20 protein-coding genes are annotated in these 20,271 nt (G+C 61.1%); 11 read left to right on the forward strand and 9 right to left on the reverse strand.

Annotation, left to right across the window (positions count from 1 at the left end; translation table 11 throughout):
- Nucleotides 1-212: 212 nt before the first annotated feature.
- The 11 genes from ACU0FH_RS13885 to ACU0FH_RS13935 all read left to right on the forward strand — a co-directional run bounded on the left by ACU0FH_RS13885 (nt 213) and on the right by ACU0FH_RS13935 (nt 9,852).
- Entirely contained in the window at nt 213-1,676 is a 1,464-nt protein-coding gene (locus ACU0FH_RS13885; RefSeq protein WP_446195233.1) for a glycosyltransferase family 2 protein, read from the forward strand.
- Nucleotides 1,673-2,650, forward strand: coding sequence for a glycosyltransferase family 2 protein (locus tag ACU0FH_RS13890; RefSeq protein ID WP_446195235.1), 978 nt, complete (start codon nt 1,673-1,675; stop codon nt 2,648-2,650). The genes ACU0FH_RS13885 and ACU0FH_RS13890 overlap by 4 nt, the downstream gene beginning before the upstream one ends.
- The gene (locus ACU0FH_RS13895) at nt 2,647-3,696 is read left to right on the forward strand and encodes a glycosyltransferase family 4 protein (RefSeq protein WP_446195236.1); all 1,050 of its coding nucleotides are present in this window, start codon (nt 2,647-2,649) and stop codon (nt 3,694-3,696) included. The genes ACU0FH_RS13890 and ACU0FH_RS13895 overlap by 4 nt, the downstream gene beginning before the upstream one ends.
- Complete coding sequence (locus tag ACU0FH_RS13900; RefSeq protein WP_446195237.1) at nt 3,624-4,769, forward strand: acyl-CoA dehydrogenase; 1,146 nt, start codon at nt 3,624-3,626, stop codon at nt 4,767-4,769. The genes ACU0FH_RS13895 and ACU0FH_RS13900 overlap by 73 nt, the downstream gene beginning before the upstream one ends.
- Entirely contained in the window at nt 4,766-5,449 is a 684-nt protein-coding gene (locus tag ACU0FH_RS13905) for a PIG-L deacetylase family protein (RefSeq protein WP_446195238.1), read from the forward strand. Before ACU0FH_RS13900 ends, ACU0FH_RS13905 begins: the two co-directional genes overlap by 4 nt.
- On the forward strand, nt 5,446-6,015 hold the full coding sequence (locus tag ACU0FH_RS13910) for an SAM-dependent methyltransferase (RefSeq protein WP_446195239.1): 570 nt from the start codon (nt 5,446-5,448) through the stop codon (nt 6,013-6,015). The genes ACU0FH_RS13905 and ACU0FH_RS13910 overlap by 4 nt, the downstream gene beginning before the upstream one ends.
- Nucleotides 6,012-7,058, forward strand: a complete 1,047-nt coding sequence (locus ACU0FH_RS13915; RefSeq protein WP_446195240.1) for a glycosyltransferase — start codon at nt 6,012-6,014, stop codon at nt 7,056-7,058. The genes ACU0FH_RS13910 and ACU0FH_RS13915 overlap by 4 nt, the downstream gene beginning before the upstream one ends.
- Before the next feature lies 1 nt (nt 7,059).
- Nucleotides 7,060-7,551 (forward strand): YciE/YciF ferroxidase family protein, encoded by a 492-nt coding sequence (locus tag ACU0FH_RS13920; protein ID WP_446195241.1) that lies wholly within the window; start codon nt 7,060-7,062, stop codon nt 7,549-7,551.
- A gap of 132 nt (nt 7,552-7,683) precedes the next feature.
- A complete protein-coding gene (locus tag ACU0FH_RS13925) occupies nt 7,684-8,250 on the forward strand; it encodes a hypothetical protein (protein WP_446195242.1) in 567 nt (188 codons plus the stop codon).
- Nucleotides 8,247-8,645: a phage holin family protein gene (locus ACU0FH_RS13930; RefSeq protein ID WP_446195243.1), complete on the forward strand. Its 399-nt coding sequence runs from the start codon at nt 8,247-8,249 to the stop codon at nt 8,643-8,645. The genes ACU0FH_RS13925 and ACU0FH_RS13930 overlap by 4 nt, the downstream gene beginning before the upstream one ends.
- The gene (locus ACU0FH_RS13935) at nt 8,635-9,852 is read left to right on the forward strand and encodes a DUF3618 domain-containing protein (protein WP_446195244.1); all 1,218 of its coding nucleotides are present in this window, start codon (nt 8,635-8,637) and stop codon (nt 9,850-9,852) included. The genes ACU0FH_RS13930 and ACU0FH_RS13935 overlap by 11 nt, the downstream gene beginning before the upstream one ends.
- 109 nt (nt 9,853-9,961) lie before the next feature.
- Here the strand turns inward: ACU0FH_RS13935 and ACU0FH_RS13940 are convergent, their stop codons facing one another.
- From ACU0FH_RS13940 to ACU0FH_RS13980, 9 genes are all read right to left on the reverse strand, one after another.
- The gene (locus tag ACU0FH_RS13940) at nt 9,962-11,041 is read right to left on the reverse strand and encodes an extracellular catalytic domain type 1 short-chain-length polyhydroxyalkanoate depolymerase (protein WP_446195246.1); all 1,080 of its coding nucleotides are present in this window, start codon (nt 11,039-11,041) and stop codon (nt 9,962-9,964) included.
- A gap of 25 nt (nt 11,042-11,066) precedes the next feature.
- Nucleotides 11,067-11,483 (reverse strand): CopG family transcriptional regulator, encoded by a 417-nt coding sequence (locus tag ACU0FH_RS13945; RefSeq protein ID WP_446195613.1) that lies wholly within the window; start codon nt 11,481-11,483, stop codon nt 11,067-11,069.
- Between the two features lie 344 nt (nt 11,484-11,827).
- Nucleotides 11,828-13,597 carry an IlvD/Edd family dehydratase gene (locus ACU0FH_RS13950; RefSeq protein ID WP_446195248.1) on the reverse strand — a complete coding sequence of 590 codons (1,770 nt, stop codon included), beginning with the start codon at nt 13,595-13,597 and terminating at the stop codon, nt 11,828-11,830.
- Nucleotides 13,594-14,769 (reverse strand): fumarylacetoacetate hydrolase family protein, encoded by a 1,176-nt coding sequence (locus tag ACU0FH_RS13955; RefSeq protein WP_446195249.1) that lies wholly within the window; start codon nt 14,767-14,769, stop codon nt 13,594-13,596. The genes ACU0FH_RS13950 and ACU0FH_RS13955 overlap by 4 nt, the downstream gene beginning before the upstream one ends.
- Nucleotides 14,766-15,722: an ABC transporter permease gene (locus tag ACU0FH_RS13960; RefSeq protein WP_446195250.1), complete on the reverse strand. Its 957-nt coding sequence runs from the start codon at nt 15,720-15,722 to the stop codon at nt 14,766-14,768. The genes ACU0FH_RS13955 and ACU0FH_RS13960 overlap by 4 nt, the downstream gene beginning before the upstream one ends.
- Nucleotides 15,719-16,750 (reverse strand): ABC transporter permease, encoded by a 1,032-nt coding sequence (locus tag ACU0FH_RS13965; protein ID WP_446195251.1) that lies wholly within the window; start codon nt 16,748-16,750, stop codon nt 15,719-15,721. Before ACU0FH_RS13965 ends, ACU0FH_RS13960 begins: the two co-directional genes overlap by 4 nt.
- On the reverse strand, nt 16,747-18,258 hold the full coding sequence (locus ACU0FH_RS13970) for a sugar ABC transporter ATP-binding protein (protein ID WP_446195252.1): 1,512 nt from the start codon (nt 18,256-18,258) through the stop codon (nt 16,747-16,749). The genes ACU0FH_RS13965 and ACU0FH_RS13970 overlap by 4 nt, the downstream gene beginning before the upstream one ends.
- Before the next feature lie 59 nt (nt 18,259-18,317).
- On the reverse strand, nt 18,318-19,454 hold the full coding sequence (locus ACU0FH_RS13975; RefSeq protein ID WP_446195254.1) for a sugar ABC transporter substrate-binding protein: 1,137 nt from the start codon (nt 19,452-19,454) through the stop codon (nt 18,318-18,320).
- 72 nt (nt 19,455-19,526) lie between these two features.
- A complete protein-coding gene (locus ACU0FH_RS13980; protein WP_446195255.1) occupies nt 19,527-20,246 on the reverse strand; it encodes a FadR/GntR family transcriptional regulator in 720 nt (239 codons plus the stop codon).
- Nucleotides 20,247-20,271 lie beyond the last annotated feature (25 nt).

Genomic DNA, 20,271 nt, shown 5'->3' on the forward strand with positions numbered 1-20,271 from the left:
CGATATAACCAGTTTAATGCCTCGCTCTCAAAGTTGAATTATACTCGCGCGATTTTCTCTTAAGTTATTAAAATAAATACTAAAATTTGTGGGAACTATAAAGCTCCCAACTTTGTTCTGTATTCGTGGATCAAGAAGCAGATCCTTAAGTCTTCAACATTTTCGGCACACCGCGGAATTTCCGCGATGGTTTGACACCTTGGGGGTGAACAATGATCCGCTGCCTGATTGCAAGTTCTGCCCTGACGGTAATTTTCGTTTGGTTTCCGCTCTTCGGGATTGCGGCCTGTTCTTTTCTGTTGCTCGCTCAGGTTGCGCTTATCGCAGTAAGAATATCGGCGTGGCGGCAGGTTCAGCGCCCGGCCGCGACCCACGGCCAAGGCGCGGATCCTATTTTTTCAGTTCATGTCGCCACATACAACGAGCCGCCGGACATGGTTATCCAGACCCTGAGAGCGCTCGCTGCGCAGAACTGGCCCCGTGATCAGTTCGAAGTAGTCGTAATCGACAACAACACGTCAAACCCTGCGCTCTGGAAGCCGATCGAAACCTTTTGCGCCAAGCTTGGCGACGGGTTCACCTTTCTTCATCGCGAGAATGTGTCAGGCGCAAAGGCCGGTGCGCTCAACATCGCGCTTGAACACAGCAGGGCTGATGCCACGCACATCGTCACGGTCGATGCCGACTACTGTGTCTTCCCCGAATTCCTGTGCCTTGCGAGGGAGGCTCTCGCGTCCTCGGGCGCGGACTATATACAGTTTCCTCAGGCGTACCGGATGTCGACCAAGAATGCCGTCGGCGTCGACGCAGAACTCGAGGAATACTTCCGCACGAATATCACCACCGCAGACTGCGCCGAAGCTATGCTGTTGACCGGAACGCTCTCGGTCCTCTCAAAGCAAGCGCTGATTGCGTCTGGCGGCTGGTCGGGATCGACCACAACCGAGGATGCCGAGCTGGGCCTGCGCCTGTGCCGCAACAGATACACCGGGCGTTTCATTGCCACTGTGGTGGGGCAGGGCCTGCTGCCCCTGTCGCTGAACGATCTGGAAAGTCAACGCTACCGCTGGGCGAGCGGCAATCTCGCGACGCTGATGCTCCATGCCCGGGACCTTTGCCTGCCCGGCGGACCGTTGCGCGGTCATCAGCGCATCGCAATCTGCTCGCAATTGACCGCGTGGGTAAACCTTTCCTTCCTGCCAGCTACCGTTCTGCTGATCGGATTGCTGACGCACTCGGTTCCCCAGCCCCTCCTGATGCTGTCGGCGGCCGTCATCCTACTCAGCCTTCTGGAAATCTGTTCTCGCATCATGCGGCGGGGTGCCGTGGCCAACCGCTCGCGCCAGGTCATTCTCAGCGCGATCTCCTGCCGTCTTGCGCTGGCGCCGGTATCGGCCGTTGCCACGATGGATGCCGTTCTTGCGAAACGCACGCCTTTCAATGTCACTAACAAATCGACCGAATTGCTTGCGCCGTTGTGCGATGAACCAGTTGCCCAAGTGGTTTTGGCTCTCGCGGCGACATTCGTGCTCTCCACTGCCTGGTCGGCGGGACCCTTGGTATTCTGCGCGGTTCTTGCCCTGATCCTGCCGTTACCCGCCGCCTTGCTGACCCGTCGCCAGTTGCGTGATTACAGGTCCGTTGTGACCTGCGATATGAACGGAGCGACAGCATGACATCCGCGCCGTTCGCCCCTTGTGTCGATATCATTATTCCTACGTTTAACCGCGCGCACCTGATCCGCCATGCCATCGATGCCGCGCTGGCGCAGTCTTGGTGGAATACCCGCGTTACGGTTATCGACGATGGCAGCACCGATGACACTTTCGCCGCTTGTGAAGGTTATTTCGACCAGCCCAGCTTTAGTTACATCCGTCTTGCACGCAACGTCGGGACGGCCCGGGCCAAGAACGCTGGGCTGCTTCTGACGGACGGAGACGCCGTAACCTTCCACGATTCAGATGACCTTCCCCACCGGGACAAAATTTTGATGCAGGTGCGCGCCCTCATCGAACCGAACATGAAGGCTGACGAATGCCTGAACTGGCAGATGGCACACCGTCAGGCCGGGGAAGATCTTAGCGTTGCTGCGGCCTTGGTACATCACGAGCTGATCCTGCCCGACGGGCGCCGCGTCGCGATCCGCAAAGACCTCTCGCTCTGTGACGATGTCTTTCCGAACCTGCAGATGGGGTCGCAGGTGCCCGGCGAATGGACACATATCAATTCGGGGTTGTTCAGGCAGGAATTACTGCAACGAAACGGGGGCTTTGCCGATTGCATCGAAGAGGATCGCGAGTTCCGTAACCGGCTGATCCTGAACGGTGAAATTATCAGGGTAATCCCCGAGCTTTTGCTGGTGAAGATCGAGACCACCGACAGTCTGACCCAATCGCAAGCATCGGGCTATGTCAGCACGCGTCGCAAGGCCGACCGCCAGATGGTCTGGGCGCGGGTCGATGAATGGCGACGTTCGGGGCGTATCGCCCCCGAGATTATCGATTTCGCCAATCTGGAAATTGCATTTGTCAGCAATCCCCAGTCCCTCGCGTTGCGCGATCTGCCCCAGACCACGGCAACCCGCCAGACACTCTCTCGTATCTACGCCGCCTGCAAGGGTGCGCCCCTTCATGAGACCGCCGCACAATGAAACAGTCCCCGTACAGCCGACCCCAGATTGCGATCGTGGATCCGTCTAGTCCGCGTTCCTATGCGCCCTCCGATCTCATGGCAGGCGGTCTCGGCGGGACCGAGGCGACAATCTTGCGGACGAGTTTCGCGCTGAACGGGAGTTTCGATATCACCCATTTTCAGGCCGAACGCCATTCATGCGAACGCGCGACGGCCGGCAATATGCTTCCGATGAACAGGCTGAACACAGCCGGGCAACCTGACATGGTGATCGTCATCAATTCGTGGAAAGCGGCAGTAAAGCTGCGCGCGTCCATGCCCGATGTGCCAATCGCGCTTTGGCTGCATGTTGTTCCCGGACGTCACAACCGGCGCATGGGCGCGGCCCTGCATAAGGCGGGCATAGACGTCATCTGCGTCTCGGCAAGTCACGCCACAAGTTTGCGAGCATTTCTCGCGGGCGGCCCAACACCGCGTATCCTGCATATCCACAATCCAATCTCGAACGACCTGGCGCCGGACAACACGCCGCGCGACACTAATCGTTTGTTGTTTGCCAGTTCGCCCCACAAAGGTCTGGCAGAGGTCATGCAGATGTTCGATGCAGTGCGGCGCGAACTGCCGGAGCTGACGCTGATGGTCGCGGACCCCGGCTATCTGAAATGGCCCTGCGGTGCGGTGCCCGACAACGTGCATTTCCTCGGCAAACTGCCGCATAATACCTTGCTGCGTCACATGCGTCGCGCCCTCTGCCTGTTCTACCCGCAGACAAGCTTTGCCGAAACCTTCGGTCTTGTCATTGCCGAGGCCAATGCCGTCGGCACGCCGGTTCTGGTGCAGCGCGGCCTAGGCGCAAATGACGAGGTCGCCGGTGCCGGGCAGTGCATTGACGGAACCGATGTAAAAGGTCTCATCGCGCGGATCCAGAACTGGCAAGCGAACTTCCCCAAAGTCGAGGGGAGGGAGGCTTTCCGAATGCACTCGGTTGCGCGATGCTGGACAAATTACCTCTGGTCGTCGCTTTCGGTGCAAGACGTGCCGATGCGGGAAGGGGCGATGCGATGATCGCGATGCCAACGCCTCGGAGGGACGACGCATTCCAGTCTTTGGACAGGGTGCTGAGCCAAATCGAACAAAATGCCCGCCTCGAGGACGAAACCGGCGGCGGTATCGCCGCTTCCGTCGCACTCCTGCATCAGAACGATTTGCTGAATGGAGTGGAACGTCTGACCCCGCAAGAACTTGCGCGGCTACTCATGCGTATCGGCGGGGCGAACCTTTCATTGGGTCGACTGTTGGAGGGACACGTGAATGCCCTGCAATTGATCGACATCTACGGCACGCCTCAAACCTATCGCCGCGCCTGCCAACTGGTTGCCGTCGGGGGCTTTTGCGGCGTCTGGGGGGCCGACGATACCGATCCTGTGGCCGTGGATGACGTAACGGATACCCTGTCCGGCCGAAAGAAGTTCGCCTCGGGTCTGGGCATAGTTTCGCACGCGTTGGTGCCCGTTGGCACCGGGTCCGCCTCGCGGATGGCTTTCATCGACGTGAGCGATGCTTCTCGCGCCGATCCATCCTCTTGGCAAATGCCGGGCATGAGGGCGACGATTTCCGGAACCTATGATTTCTCCGGAATTCTCACCGAGGATATCAGCTGGATCGGCAATGCTGGCGACTACACGGTCGAGCCGCATTTCGTGGGCGGTGTCTGGCGTATCGCAGCATTGCAGATCGGCGGCGCCATCGGGTTACTTGCCGCCGCAGCGGATGAGTTGCGCGCTTTGGACAGGCTTGGGGCCGAAGCGCAAAAGATCAGACTGGGCGCGCTCGCGATGAGCACCCTTTCGGGCACGTCCCTTGTTCTCAAGGCCGCGTCCGGTCCGTTCCAGTCCCATGCGCAGCAGGTCGCGCAAGCAATTGCCGCAAGGATAAAGACCGAGGAGATCGCCCTTTCGGTCATCGCCGGGGTCCAGCAAAGTGTCGGTCTGGGACATTTCCAACCGCACTCGGAAAGCCACCGCAAGGCGCGCGACCTGTCGGTTTATCTTCGGCAGGCCGCGCGCGACGCCATGCTGATGCAATTTGCAGAGGTCACCCTTCGCTCCTCGGCTGACATGTGGGAGTTGATGCTTTGAGCAAGTTGATAGCAGATATCACTGGTCCAATTGTGGTTTTGGCACCGCATCCCGATGATGAAAGCCTTGGCTGCGGTGCACTGTTGGCTCATGCCTTCAGGGGCGCGGGCGCGCATGTGATCTGCATGACAGACGGCGCCGCCTCTCACCCGGGCTCGAGGATCTGGACGCGTGAACGTCTGGCAAACCGACGGCGCGCCGAAATGGAAGCGGCGCTTGTCGCGCTCGGCGGATCGCCGTCCGACCTCACGTGGCTCGGCCTGCCCGACGCGGCGCTCGGCGATTGCGATCATTTGATCGTCGCCGCCCGGATCTGCGCCATCATCCGTCAGACCGGGGCAGGGGCGCTCTTTGCCACCGCGGTCGAGGATCACCATGCCGACCACAAGGCAACCGCCGCCATCGCCGCGCAAGTGGCCACCCTGTGCCCGGACGTCCCGCAATACAGATACCCAGTCTGGTCGCGCTGGGACGATCCACATTTCGATGAGGCTCTGGGGATGCGCAACGCCATCCGTTTTTCTCCCGGTCGTCACGGTCCGGCCAAGCGGGCGGCTGTGTTTTCCCATGCAAGTCAGATGGGCCAATGCGTGGATGATGATCCGCTCGGCTTTCAACTGGACCCACGGTTTGTCGAGAAATTCATCCTCGAGGATGAAATTTACTGGAGGCAAGAATGACATCCGTCTCCCTGAACCGACTTAACGAAATTTACGCCAGTAGCGACGACCCCTGGGCCTTTGCCACAAGCGCTTATGAGCAGGAGAGATTTCGGGCGACACGGAACGCGCTACGCCAGTTGTCCTACGCGTCGGCGTTGGAAATCGGGTGTGGCAATGGGGAACTTGCGCGTTACATCGCGCCACTCTGCAAAGCCTACCTCGGCATGGATGCCGTCGAAAAAGCTTTGAACGCGGCGCGTGAGAAAAATCCGGACGCTCACTTCATCAAGGGCTACTATCCATGTGATCTGCCGCGTGGGCCATTTGATCTCATCATTCTCTCGGAATTTCTCTACTTCCTCGATGCATCGGATATCGTCTACCTCGCGGCGCAGATCGCACACAACTGGCCCCGGGCCGAGATCATATGCGTCACGTATCTCGGCGATACAGCCCACAGGCTCAGCGGACAGCAGGCGCTTGATATCTTCACCAACGCCAGTCGAGGGGCGTTCCGCTTCACCAATCGGTGTCAAACAACGGATTACCGGATCGATGCCGGCATTTCGGAGGTCGCACCATGACCTCGTATGCGCTGCACGACACGGCGATCATTATCCCCGCCCGGAACGAGGCGGATCGCATTGGCGATTGTATCGCCGCCCTCGGCCCGCAACTGGCTGGCCGTGCCCGCCTCGTCGTTGTTGTCAATAACTCGACCGACGATACCGCGCGCATCGCAGGCGACACCCCGTACGCGGTAAAGGTGATTGACTGCCAACTGGAAGGCGAAGGCGGTGTCGGTTCGGCCCGCAAGATGGGTGCCGACTATGCGCTCTCCCATATGCCCGCGTTGAGATACATTTTGACGAGCGATGCCGACAGCATTGTCGCCGGAGACTGGCTAGAACGAACCATCCAGCGTCTTCAAACGGCAGATGTCGTCTGCGGTTTGCCGATACCTCTCGGTGATAATCCGGCCGCTCTTTCAGGGATGAACGCTGAATACGGGACATTGGAAGGCACCTACCGAGATCTGGTTCTCAGGTATGTCGACCGCTACGCCCCCGATCATTGCAACCCAATGCCCCATCACGGCGAAGCCTCGGGCGCAAGCCTCGCGTTTCGGAAATCGGCCTATTGCCGCATCGGCGGGTTTGCTGAAATCCGCACCGGCGAAGACCGAGATATCGTTCGGCGCGCCAAGACGGCCGGGTTGAAAGTGCGCCACGCAAGCGACGTTATTGTGCGTGTATCCTGCAGGCTGGACGGGCGGGCGCCCGGTGGGATGGCCGAGGCGCTCCAGCAGAGAACCGTAGGCCGACCCTATACCATAGACGAAGGTCTGCCCCCCGCTGAATGGCTTGCGGTCAATCAAATGGCGCTGCCTGCCTGGCCTTTCGACGGGGCCGGGTGGACACCGCTGCGCGTAGATGAATTGCCCGCACATATCGAGACGCTGACGCAGGCAATGTCGCGCCCGGCAACCGGCCCTGTGCCGGCGCCCAACAGAAAAGAAGCGGCGTCACCAGTGGCACCGCCCTCGCCGGGTGCCCTGCCGATTTGGCCGCCCAAATCACCGATTTCACCCGATCCGTCTCTTAATGACGTAACCAAGGAGTACTGACATGACCACTCTGAAAGATCTCTATATCGAAGAACTGCAGGATCTCTGGTCCGCGAACAACCAGATGGCCGAGACTGTCGCCAAGCTTGCCGACGCAGCTTCGGACAGCACCCTGTCCGACCGTCTCAGCGCCTCCAAGTCCGGGATCGACGAGCATACCCAAACTTTGAAAAGCCTGCTGAGCGACATCGGCGGCGAGATGAAGAAAGACCATTGCAAGGGCATGGAAGGCCTCGTGAAAGAGGCGCACAAACATGCCATCGACAGCGACCTTTCGGGCGCAGCATTGGATGTGGCGATCATCGCGCAATACCAGCGCATGTGCCACTACGGGATCGCGGGTTTCGGCACCACCAAGGCCTTTGCCGAAGCGCTGGGCGAGAACGAAGCCGCCAGCAAACTCGATCAGGCGCTCGACGACATCTACGAATCCGATTCCTACATGTCGGAACTTGCCGAACGGTCACGCAATCTCGACGCGATGGCCGATTGAGAACGCCAGACGTGAGACCTCTCGTCTGGCAAGTCACGACGTTCTCAGCCTCGCGCAAAACAGGGACCAACCGCACCGCTATGACGGTTTCTCCCGAACCAACCATCAACCTTTCTATTTGGAGTAACAATTATGTCCATCGACAAAACAAATGAACCCGGCGCCATGGATACCAAGCAGACCGCCGAGAAAGTCGCATCCGATACGGCGCAGTCGCTGAAATCCACGGCGCAGGATGCCAAGGAAAAGATCACCGCCGAGGCCGGGACTTACGCAAACCAAGCCAAGGAAGGCGCGGCGGACGAAGTCAAGGATGTGGCATCTGCCCTGCGTGCTGCCGCCGACGATCTGCGCAGCGGTTCCCCGCAAGAGCGGACCTTCAGCCAGATTGCTGATGGCCTCGCGGATGCTTCCGAAGCGATCCGCAATAAGGATCTGGGAGAAGTGGTCGGCGACCTCAATGGTTTCGCACGTCGCAATCCGCTCGTCTTTCTTGGCGGCGCCGCCCTGCTTGGGTTTGTCGCCACGCGCTTTGCCAAGGCAAGCGAGCATGGCTCGCAGCCTGCTGGCACGGCATATCAAACCGGTCACACCCGGGGAAACCGGCTGCCGCCGCGCCCTGAAGCTGGTATGACGACCGCGCAGAACACTGACCCCCGGCCGGTCTACCCATCCGCAACCGAAGGAGAAAAAGTATGAGCGTCGATCCACAAAAATCTGCAGGAACACTGCTTGGGGATGCCTTGTCCCACGTGAGCTCGCTCGTTCGCAGCGAAGTCGATCTGGCCCGCGCGGAAGTCAGCGAAAACATGAACTCTGCTGCTGTCGCCATCGGCATGCTTGCAGCGGCTGTCGTCCTCGCCATCACTGCTCTGAACGTGCTCAGCGCAGCGCTGGTCGGCGCGCTCACCGAGGCTGGAATCCCCGGTGTCTGGTCCGCCGTGATCGTGGGCCTCGCCTTCGGGATCGCGGCCTATCTCTTCATGAACAAGGGCACCAATGAGCTCAAGATGAGCAGCATGGCACCCACTAGGACTGCAAAAAACGTCAAGCGCGATGCGCAGACCGTAAAGGAAGTTTACAATGACAAGTGATACCAGAAGCCCTGCAGAAATCGAACGCGATATCGAGCGTGAGCGCAGCGGCCTCGCCGATACCCTTAACGATCTTCAGGACCGTTTTTCGGTCGAATCCATCGCCCGGCAGTTCAGCGACCAGTTCCGTGAAAACGGCGGAGAGATCAGCCGTTCCGTCGCGGATGCGGTCAAGCGCAATCCCGTTGCGCTTGCGCTGACCGGCATAGGCATCGCCTGGATGGTGTTCGGCGATAAATCCCCAATCGCGAGCGGCGGGTCCTATGATCGGCGTGATGAGGCGATCCCGCAGGATCGAAATCTCGAACGCCAGCGGAAAGAGGCGCGCGAACAGCGCTTCACGTCGCGGCGTGAGACACGCGATTACGGCGATAACCGCCGTATGGCCGAAAGTACCTACGGCACCGGCGATATGCCGTCATGGGCCCGTGCGGCGACAGAACCGGGCGACTACGGCAGATCCGGCTCTGCAAAAGGTACCACGCACTATTCTGGCGATGCGTCCTCGCGTGCGTCTGCCGGAACCTCGGATGACAAAGAGGGCGTGATGTCCGGTGCGGCTTCGGCTGTAGGCGAAGGTGGACAGCGTGCAGCCTCGGGTGCCGCGTCAGGCGCGTCGGCGGCGGCTTCGGCCGTCTCGGGTGCAGCGCGATCCGTGGCAGACGGTGCGAGCCGGGCGGCCGGTGCCACAGCCGACGGAATATCCGACATGCGCACCCGGCTTGCCCAAGGCACGGAAGCCCTCAGCGAGGAAGCGCGAGAGCGGGTCATCGCTGCGCGCGAGCGGGCACTCGACGCCTGGCATGGGATGGGCGATTACACCCAACGCGGTCGCGAAAGAACGGCAGACCTTTTTGACGAATATCCGCTGATCGCGGGTGCGCTTGCGGTTGCAGCAGGGGCTGCGGTGGCAGCGGCCCTCCCGCGCAGCCAGAGCGAAGATCACTATTTCGGCAAGGCCCGAGATGACATCTTCGAAGAGGCAGAGCGCATCTATCACGAGGAAAGCCAAAAGGTTGCCAAGGTTGCCGATGCGGCGACCAACGAGGCACTCAAGGTCGCGCGCGAAGTCAAATCCGACGCCGACGCCGCTGCCCCTTCTGCGGCCGAGGCTATTACGGAAAAAGCCAAGGAAGCCGGCAACCGGGTGACCGACGCCGCAAAATCCGAGGCTGAAAAGCAGAATCTGGGCAGCGTCAAAAGCTGATCCCTGATATCAAATCCCTGCCGCCGGATACCGGCGGCAGGGGGCTATTGAGGACTTGCCGAAGCGAGGGAAGTCAGAGCTGACCCTGATCTCGTGTAAGAGACACCTCTCACACCTGCGAGCCATCGACCGCAAGGAAGAACCGAACCATCTCGGAGCTGGCATTCGGCCCCTCGGGATCCGTATAGGATCCACCTGAATCCCCGCCCGACCACGCATGCCCCAATCGATCGACGCGCCATTGCTCGAACGCGGGCGATCCGTCGAGTGTCGAAATCACCCGGCGCGTGAAACTCTTGCCGCCGATGGTGCCCTGTTCTTCAGTCTCCAGCGTTTCGCGCGGGCCTTCGTCCATCGCGTTGCGCATGATTTTATCGCCGTTGCCGGGATGTACGGTGGAATCCGCGCCGCCGTGGAATACGATCGTGCGCACCCCCGGGCCATGCGAAGGTAGAGGCTGCGCGTTGGCAGCATTCCCGGCCATTGCGGAAAAGGCGGATGACACGTCGCTCGCAACGCCGTAGGGCAGGCCGGAATGTGCGCCGACGGCAGCAAACACATCCGGATAGGTTATGCCCAGAATAACTGCCATCGCCGCACCGGCTGACAATCCGGCGACAAAAACGCGCTTCTCATCAACTCGGAATTTCACGACCGCCTCGCGTGTGATCCCCGCAAGGATCGCAGGTTCTCCCCGGTAGCGTTTCTGATCGCCCTTGCTGAACCAGTTCCAGCAGGATTGCGCATTGCTGCCCCGGGACTGCTGGGGGTAGATCACGATCAGTCGATGTGCCTCGGCAAGATCGTTCATGCCGGTGCCAATAGCAAAATCCTCGGCCGTCTGCGTACATCCATGCAACATCAAGATGATCCCTTCGGGCGGGTTCTCTCCCAAAGTGGAGGGCACATAGGTCCGGTATTGCCGCGAACCGGTGCTGCCGGAAAACACATCCACGCGGAATTCAGCATCCTGAGGAATATCTACCTCCGCATTGCCGCGACCGAACTGGGCCATAAGGCTATCCAAGCCGGGCAGGGAAGACGCTGACCCTCCGGTCTTCTGGGCAGGGCCGCCCGACAGCCCGTGTTGGGCAAGCGTACGCTGCACCAGATCGTTGGCCGAGGACATCCCCTTGGCGCGCAGGGATTCCGTCGCCCGGCGCATGGCACCGGCGGTAAAGTCGTTCATTTCTTTAGTCCTCGAATGAGTTCGGTTATGTGATGCGCTCGGAAAGCGCTTTTTTGATGTCATTGCTTGCCTGAAGCGCGCCGAGCACGTTGATCGACCCGATGGTTTCCAAGGCAAGTTCAGCAGAAACGTCGGACGCGATACGGACGAGCCCGACAACCTTGATATGCAGGATCTCGCCTGCGTCCCGCACCGCTTCCAGATCGGCCCGGGTATAGTCGCGCAGGCCAAGCTCCATACTGTGCCGCTCGATGGTTTTGGTGACGGGGTCGTCGTGGCTCGCAAGTTGGTTGCGGATGGCAGTTCGGATAAGGTCGCTTCTGTTTGAGTAGAAGCCTTCCTGCACCAGAAGATCGATACGTCCCAGATCCACATATCCGAGGTTTATAGTGATCTTTTCGCTTTCCGCTGTCTTGTCACGCAGCTGCCGGACGTTGCTCATCATCCATTCTCCATCTGTATGGATGGTATATGGCGTATATTGCGAGCGGTGCAAGAGCTCGGTGCAATTAAATCCGCCCGCAATAACGTTTATAGGAAGCAAGCGCCGCGCCATGCCGCGCAGGCGCCCTGAGCTTCAGAATTTCAGAGCTGTGGGTAACCGGTTGCACGACCGAACCGGAAATTACACTTGCAGCAATATCATCCATCTAAACCTTGCCGAGTCGACCAACGTCTTGGTCGCCTCGGCGATGCACCGCTTCTGCCGGGAAGTAACCCGACAGGAAAACACTTTTCTAGAGCTGCCTTGCGGTAGAATTTTCGCTCAGGACACAGAGCTAAGTCTCAATGATTGTGTCGCGGCGGCTTCATGCTTATGCGGTGAAATCCTTTGGCCGACCGCAACGTGGCTCCTTCGCTCAGCTGCGTCGCCTCTCGCCGGTAGATCTTTTGCCATGGTGTCTGTTCGGCGGGTGTGGCCGGTGGCGTCTCCCGCTGCCGCTGCGCGATCTCATGCTCGTCGACCAGCATGTCGCAGCGCCCGGTATTCAGGTCGATCCGGATCATGTCCCCGCTTCGCAGCCAGGCGAGACCGCCGCCCTCCGCGCTTTCCGGAGAGGCGTGCACGATTGAGGGGCTGTCCGCGGTGCCCGATTGCCGCCCGTCGCCGATTGTCGGCAGGCTCGTGATGCCCGCCCGGATCAGCCGGTCGGGCGGCTGCATGTTCACCACTTCCGCAGATCCGGGCCAGCCGAGCGGACCGGCGCCTCGGATGACAAGGATCGAGCGTTCGTCAATGTCCAGCGCCGGGTCGTTGATCCGGCCGTGGTAGTCTTCGGACCCGTCGAATACTACCGCGCGGCCTTCGAAACAGTTCTCGTTGCCCGGGTCCGAAAGGAAACGGCGCCGGAAGTCCTCGGAAATTACAGAGGTCTTCATGATCGCGAAGTCGAAAAGGTTACCTGTGAGGACACGGAAGCCCGCGCGTTCCATCAACGGCGTGGCATAGGGGCGGATGACTTCGCGGTCCTTCGCCTCGCGGCCCTTAAGGTTCTCGCTAATGTTTCGGCCCGTGACGGTCATGCAGTCGGTCTGAAGCACACCGGCCTCCGACAGTTCCCACATGATGGCGGGCACGCCGCCCGCGCGGTGAAAGCGTTCCGACAGGAAGCGCCCGGCGGGCTGCACGTCGGCAAGCAGGGGGATATCGTAGCCGTAGGTCTGCCAGTCATCCCGGTTCAGCTCCACGCCTGCGGCATCGGCGATGGCGGCGAGGTGGGGCTGCGCGTTGGTCGAGCCCCCGATGGCCGCGTTCACCCGCACGGCGTTCAGCATCGCGTCCCGGGTGAGGATCTGCGAGGGGCGCAAGTCCTCTTCCACCAGCTCGACCGCGCGCTTTCCGGTACGATAGGCCATCTGCCCGCGTTCGCGGTAGGCGGCCGGGATGGACGCGCAGCCGGTGAGCGAGAGGCCCATTGCCTCGGCGAGGGCATTCATCGTAGAGGCCGTTCCCATCGTGTTGCAATGTCCGATGGAGGGTGCGGAGTCTAGCGCTGCCTCCAGAAATTCCGCCCGGTCGATTTCTCCCGCCGCATAGCGGCGGCGGGACTGCCAGATCACGGTGCCAGAGCCCGCAAGGCGGCCCTCGTGGACCGAGTCGAGCATCGCGCCACCGGACAGGACGATGGCCGGGATGTCGACGGTCGCTGCGGCCATGATCGCGGCGGGGGTCGTCTTGTCGCAGCCGGTGGTCAGCACGACCCCATCAATGGGATAGCCGTGCAGCAGCTCGACCAGGCCGAGATAGGCGAGGTTGCGGTCGAGCGCCGCCGTAGGGCGGCGGCAGTTCTCGAAGATCGGGTGGGTGGGGAATTCGATGGGAATGCCGCCGGCATCGCGGATGCCGTCGCGCACCCGCTTGGCCAGGTCGATATGGTGGCGGTTGCAGGGCGAGAGGTCGCTACCCGATTGCGCGATGCCGATGATCGGTCGGCCCTCGGCCAGCTCTTCGGGGGTCATCCCGTAATTCATGAAGCGCTCGAGATAGAGCGCTGTCAAATCGGCATGGTCAGGATTGTCGAACCAGTCCTGGCTCCGCAGACGGCGTTTGCTCATTGCAAGATCCCCCTTGCCGTTAGGTTTCCCATCAGGGCGCGCGTGCCGAAGGTCCAGGCTGCGACGGCATCGCAGGGGCGGACCCGATTGACAAGGCGGCCGAGCTGGGGCGAGGAGACAGAAACCACGTCGCCCATCTTGTGGGTGAAGCCCATCCCTGTCCCGTCTCGATCTTTGGTGGGTGCGAACATCGTACCGAGATAGAGCATCGCGCCGTCCGGGTACTGGTGAGTCGCGTTCAGAAGCTGCGCCGCGAGATCGGCAGGTTGGCGTGAAATCTGGGCCATGTCGGAATGGTCGGAAAGTGTAAAACCGTCGTCCCCCGTGATCTCCAGGCCGACCCGTAGGGTACCCAGGTCTTCCAGTGTAAAACGCCCCTCGAAAAGCCGGATGAATGGGCCGATGGCGGCGGCGGCGTTGTTGTCCTTGGCCTTGCCAAGCAGCAGAGCCGAGCGGCCTTCGAAATCGCGCAAATTCACATCATTGCCCAAGGTGGCACCGCGGATTTCACCGCGCGAGTTGATCGCGAGCACCACCTCGGGTTCCGGGTTGTTCCAGTGCGAACCGGGATGCACACCGATCTCGGCGCCGCAGCCCACGGCTGACATCGGCTGTGCCTTGGTGAATATCTCGGCATCCGGGCCGATCCCCACCTCGAGGTATTGCGACCAGAGCCCGGCCTTCTGCAGATGGGCCTTCACCTCGGCCGCCTTGTCCGAGCCCGGGACCAGGCCGCGAAGATTGCCACCGAGAATTTCGGCCAGCTCTGTGCGGATCGCCTGGGCCTGGGTCGGGTCACCCTTGGCGCGCTCCTCAATCACGCGTTCGATCATCGAGCCTGCGAAGGTCACGCCTGCCGCCTTGACGGCCTGCAGGTCGCAGGGTGCCAGCAGGTGTCCGGCGTTACCCTTGCCGTCGCCCTGATCCAGGAAACCGTCGAGCGGACCGAGAGAGGGACCGTTGGTTTCCAGTACCCCAACGAGGTCATCGATTTCCAGCAGGTCCGCCATCGTAGGGGCGGCACGGGTGAGGTCCAGCACCTCCCTTTCGCGCACAAACACGACGCAGGGTCCGCTCGCTGTCTTCGACCAGACTCGGCCGACGAGCAGGGACCCTTCGTCCTTCGGCAGGATCTCGTGCGCGCTCAGCGTCAGTGTCTTGTCCTGTGTCATTCCGAAACCCTCATTCCGCGCCCGTAGATAAGCAGCATGCCGATGATGACCGTACCGTAAATGATCTGCCGCAATGCCTCGGGCATCTGCATGATCGACAGCACGGAATTCAGTAGGACGATCAGCACGACGCCCAGGAAAGTTCCTGCATAGCGTCCACGCCCGCCCAGAATATGCGTTCCACCCAAAACCACGGCTGCGATGGCGGGCAGGAGGAAGCTGTTGCCCATCCCTTGGTACGCCTTGGCCGAATATCCCGCCAGAAGGACGCCGGCCAACGCTGCACAGAGGCCCGAACCGACGAAGGCCCCGGTTACGACGGCCCGGGTACGGATGCCCGAGAGCCAGGCCGCGCGTTCCTTGGTACCAATGGCATAGAGCGCGCGGCCGAAGGTTGTACGCGTCAGGATGAAGGTCACGAGCAGGGAGACCGCGATCCAGACAAACAGCGCAACCGGCACGCCCATGAGCTTTGACTTGGCCAGGTAAAGCATCGCCGGAGTGGCCTGATCCTGCGGTGCGAAGCCGCCGGTGCGGGCGACCATCAATCCGCGGAGGACCGTGTCGAGGCCGAGCGTGAAGATCATCGCCGGCACCCGCAGCACGGAGACGCCGAAGCCGTTGACCAATCCGACGCAGAGCCCCACCGAGAGCCCCGCCGGGATCGCCCAGGGGCCGCCAACCGAGGTCGCGATCATCGCAGCGGAGGTAACAGTCCAAGGGACGGAGAGGTCGATGTGGCCAGTCAGGATGACAAGCATCATCCCCGCAGCGCAGAGCCCGAGGAAAGAGCCAATCTGCAACTGCTGCATCAGGTAAGAGGGTTGCAACAGCGGCACCGTGCCGGTCGTCGACATTGTATAGGCCGTGCCGATCAGCAGGATCAGTATAGTGCAGCCGAAAGCGATCAGGATCGGGCGGTCCGCGGGGCGGATCTGAGTTAGTGCTGTCATCGGAAGAGCTCCAGCTGGTTCTTCACGCGGAAGGTTCGGAAGGCCACCGCGCTTACAGCCGCCAGCAGCACGATACCTTCGATCAGCGGTTGCAGAAGCGGGTCGATGTCGAGAATGCGGAAATAGAAGGACACTGCCCGCAGGATCATCGCTCCGAGGATCGAGGCGATCACGCCGCCGGTTCCGCCGAGCAGAGCGGTGCCGCCAAGGACTACCGCGGCAATGGAATTGAGAGTATAAGCGCCCGCCTGCACCACGTCGGCATTGCCGGTCGAGGTCTGGATCGCAAGGTAGAGCCCGCCGCAAGCGGCGAAGAAGCCCGCGAGCGTGAAGGCCGCGATCCGGGCCCGGTCGATCGGCAGGCCCGAGGCGAAGGCCGCTCCCTCTGCTGAACCGACGGCATAGACGGTTCGGCCCGTGACGGTACGCTTGAAGGGCAACCAGACAAGGCAGGCTGTGCCGAAAAGGAGGATTAGCGGGACAGGGATGTTAATGAACGGTTGCAGCCACGCGGCTTCGCCACCGTTTGCGATCCCGTAGGTGTCGGCGAAATCGTAGATTGAATTGGTCAGCGCCCAGTTCAGGTCGCCGTCGACATTGCCGCCGGGGTTCGGCCGGATCAGCAGGGCGAGGCCGATGGCGATGGCCCCCGTGGCGAGCGTCGCGATGATCGGCTGAAGGCGGCCATAGACCACGATCAGACCGTTCATCAGGCCGAAACCCGCACCGACCGCGAGTGTCGCGATCATGCCCAGCGCGATCTGCACCGGGCTCCCATCCAGCAGCCAAGAGGCCACGCAGGCGGCCAGTGTCATGATCGCGCCGACCGACAGGTCGAGCCCGCCAAGCAGCACCGGCACCGTCTGGGCCATGGCGACAAAGCCGATCGCCACCAGCTCGTTCGAGTTCTGGACAAGAACCGCGGTCGAGAAACCACGGGGATGGATCAGGTGATAGGAGAGGTAGAGCACCAGGAAGAGCGCCAGCGCGGCGGCGAATCCCCGGTTCTGTCCGATCCAGCGAGTCATGCCATCTCTCCCTGCATGTTGAGCGAGGCCGCGACGATGGCCTCTTCGGTGATCGCATCGCCGGTCAGTTCGCTCACCACTTGGCCGTCGTAGAGCACGATCGCACGGTCGGAGCAGCCGATCAGCTCGGCGTAGTCGGAGGAATAAAAGAGAATCGATTTACCCTCGTCCGCCAGCGCTCGCATCATGCGGAAAATCTCCTGCTTGGTGCCCACGTCGATGCCGCGCGTCGGGTCGTTCATCAGGATCACGTCAGGGGAGATCATCAGCCACTTGGCCAGCACGACCTTCTGCTGGTTCCCGCCCGACAGCGTTTTGACCGCGTCTTCGGTTGAGCCCGCCTTGATCCTCAGCCGGTCCATCCCATCTTGCACCGCGGCATCGAGGCGCGCGCGGTCGATGACGGCCCCGGAGGAAACCTTGTCCAGTGCGGCGGCGATGATGTTGTCAGCGATGGAGAGCGAAAGCATCAGGCCTTCGGTCTTGCGGTCCTCGGGGATGAGCGCGATCCGGTTCCGGCCGGTCTTGGCCGCATGGGGAGAGGGAGCAAGGCCGTTATTTTCCCCGACAGTAACGGTGCCGCCCACCCCTTTCAGGACGCCGAATAGGGCCAGCAGCAGTTCCTTCTGACCCTGACCGTCGAGCCCGCCGATGCCGAGGATCTCTCCCTTGCCAAGGGTGAGCGAGATGCCCTTGAGCCGGTCCTGCCAGCGGAGATCGTCGAGCTGAACCACCGGCGCGCGCTCTCTGGGGGCAGGCTTCGGTGGGAATTTCGCGGTGACGTCTCGCCCGATCATCAGGCGTACTATCTCGGCGTCCGAGCGTTCACCCTTGGCGAAAGTTTCGACATGATGGCCGTTGCGAAAAACCGAGAGCCGGTCGCAAAGGGCATCGATCTCGTGCATTCGGTGGCTGATGAAGAGGCTGCAGACCCCGTCATCGCGCAGCTCGTCGAGCAATCCATAAATCGTTTCGACGTCTCTTTGCGTGAGAGCCGAGGTCGCCTCGTCAAGGATCAGCACCTTGGGGTCGCGTCCGAGCGCCTTGGCAACCTCGATCATCTGCCGGCGCGAAAGCGACAGGTCGCGGACCATGGCGCGCGGATCGACATCCTCGCAGCGCACGCGGGACAGAAGCTCCTCCGCGCGGACGATCTGTGCGTGCTTGTCGATCAGCCCCAGACGCCGCGGCGGGCGCTGGAGGGAAATGTTGTCGGCGACACTGAGGTCGGGGATCAGCGAGAGCTCCTGGAACATACAGACGATACCGGCATCCGCAGCTTCGGCGGGGCCGGAGAAGCTGACTGTCTTGCCGTTCAGGGCGATGGTTCCGGTATCGGGTTTGAGCACGCCCGAGATGATTTTGATTAGCGTTGACTTCCCCGCGCCGTTCTCGCCAAGGATCCCGTGGGTAGTTCCGGCATGGCATGAGAAATCCACGCCCTCCAGAGCCTTCACTCCGGCAAAGCTGATAGAGACATCAGACAATTCGACGATTGGTCTTTGCATACTGCATATCCTGAAGGATAGGGAATGGGGTGACCGGCTGGCCGGTCACCCACCTGATCTCAGTTCGTGTCGGCTTCGCTCTCTGCCATGATATCCGGCCCCGAAATGTTCACATTACAGGGCGGAAATTCGTTCACAGTGAAGAAGTTGTCCGGCAATTCGGACCAGTAGTTTTTGCCGTCCTCGAGGTCTTTGTAGGTGGCTACCGGCAGCGGCACCGAGATAAGCTGCGGCATGACGTTGCCCTCCAGCGCCGAGATTGCCGCCTTCATCGCAACGGCCACGAGGCCCGGCGACTGGCCGATTGAAATGCCCTTCAGTCCTTCGTCGGAATACTCCGCGATGGCCTTGCGGAACCCGTTCTCCGACTCGCCTGCGACAGGCACCCACGGGTGACCCGCGTCTTTCAGCGCCTGCACGATCCCGTTGGAGCCGCCCTGGCCGATCACCGCGTCGAACTGGCCGTGCACGGCGATGGCGTCGGCCACAACCTTCTGCGTCGTTCCATCGTCCCAGTTGCCAACCACGGTAACCACCTCCCAGTCGCCGTCATCCGCCGCGATGGCATCGTTGATCGCCTGCGAACGGTCCCGGTCTACCGAATTGCCAGCCAGGCCGCGCACCTCAAGCAGCTTGCCGCCGTCGACGCCCATGGCGTCCAGCTCGGCCAGAATGAACTCGCCCCATCTCTTGCCCATGGCAAGCTGGTCCTCGTTCACCTGCATCACCGCGTCGGTGTCGAGCACGTTGTCAAAGGGCACAAGCACGACGTCGTTCTTGTCGGCCAGGCGGATCACCCGGTCAAAGCCCGTGGGCGCCACGGCGATGGTAATGATGGCGTCATAGCCCTGGTTGATGAAATCCTCGATGGCGCCGAGCTGCGCGGGCGCGTCGGTGCCGGTCGAGACGACCTTGAACTCCGAGATCTTGTCCTTGATGCTTGGATCCTCGGCGAAGGCTTTGGCCGTCTTCACCATCTGGATGCGCCATGTATTGCCCACGAAGCCATTCACCACGGCGATCTTGTAAGGGCCTTCCTTGGCGGACCATTGCATGAAGGTCGTGTCCTTGTCCCAAGGGGCAAAGCACTCGGGCTCGGCGCCGGGGCCCGAAACAACATTGGGGCCGGCATAAAGCACGCCCCCGCTCAGAAAAGTCGCTGTCACCAGCGTTGCAAACAACGTCTTAAGTTTCATTTTCTCCTCCCAGAGAGTTTTAAATTTCCATTGTCCGGCCGGCTGACCGCCGGCTCTCGCTCGTTTTGCTCGTCAGGTTCTGCTTTCCGGAATGCCAGTCTGTTCGGAAAAGGTTGCAAGGCCTTTCCGGAGATGGGTCCGCATGAGGTACTGGTAGGCGAGGTGGTCCGCCTCCTCGATGGCACTCAGGACGCTTTCGTGCTCACGGTAGGTTTCGCCCTCGATGATGCGCCGCGTCTTGCCGCGCTGCATAATCCTCAGGATCACCGGCTTCATGATACCGTAGACATCGAGGATCGACCGGTTCCCGATCAGGGAGATCAGCTTGATATGGAACCGGTAATCGAACTCCGACGCTTCCACGACGCTGCGGGCCTGCACCATCTGGCGGTTGAGGTCGCGCAGTTCTGCGAGGTCCTCTGGCGTGACAGCGTCAAAGATGGCGAGTGCGGTGCCGGTCTCGATCAACTCGCGGAACCCCTGGATATCGTCAAAGGTCCGGCGCGAGATCTCGGCCACGTTGAATGAAAAGATGTCCAGCGCGCGGTTCATCCGTTCATCGATGATCGTCGCACCAACTTTGGGCCGCACGTCGACTATCCCGTAGGCCTTCAGCATCCGCATCGCCTCGCGCACGGTGTTGCGACTGGTGGCAAAACGTTCGCAGAGCTCGCGCTCGGTCGGGAGCTTGTCACCGACCGTCAGCCCATCGGTGTCGATCAGCTCCCGTATCTGGGCCACGACCTGATCTACTGCCGATCCATGACTGGTTTCTTCGAAAGTGTAGTCCAACTGTCTTGCCTCGTGTCGAATGGTC

The organism is Heliomarina sp. (genome assembly GCF_052826185.1).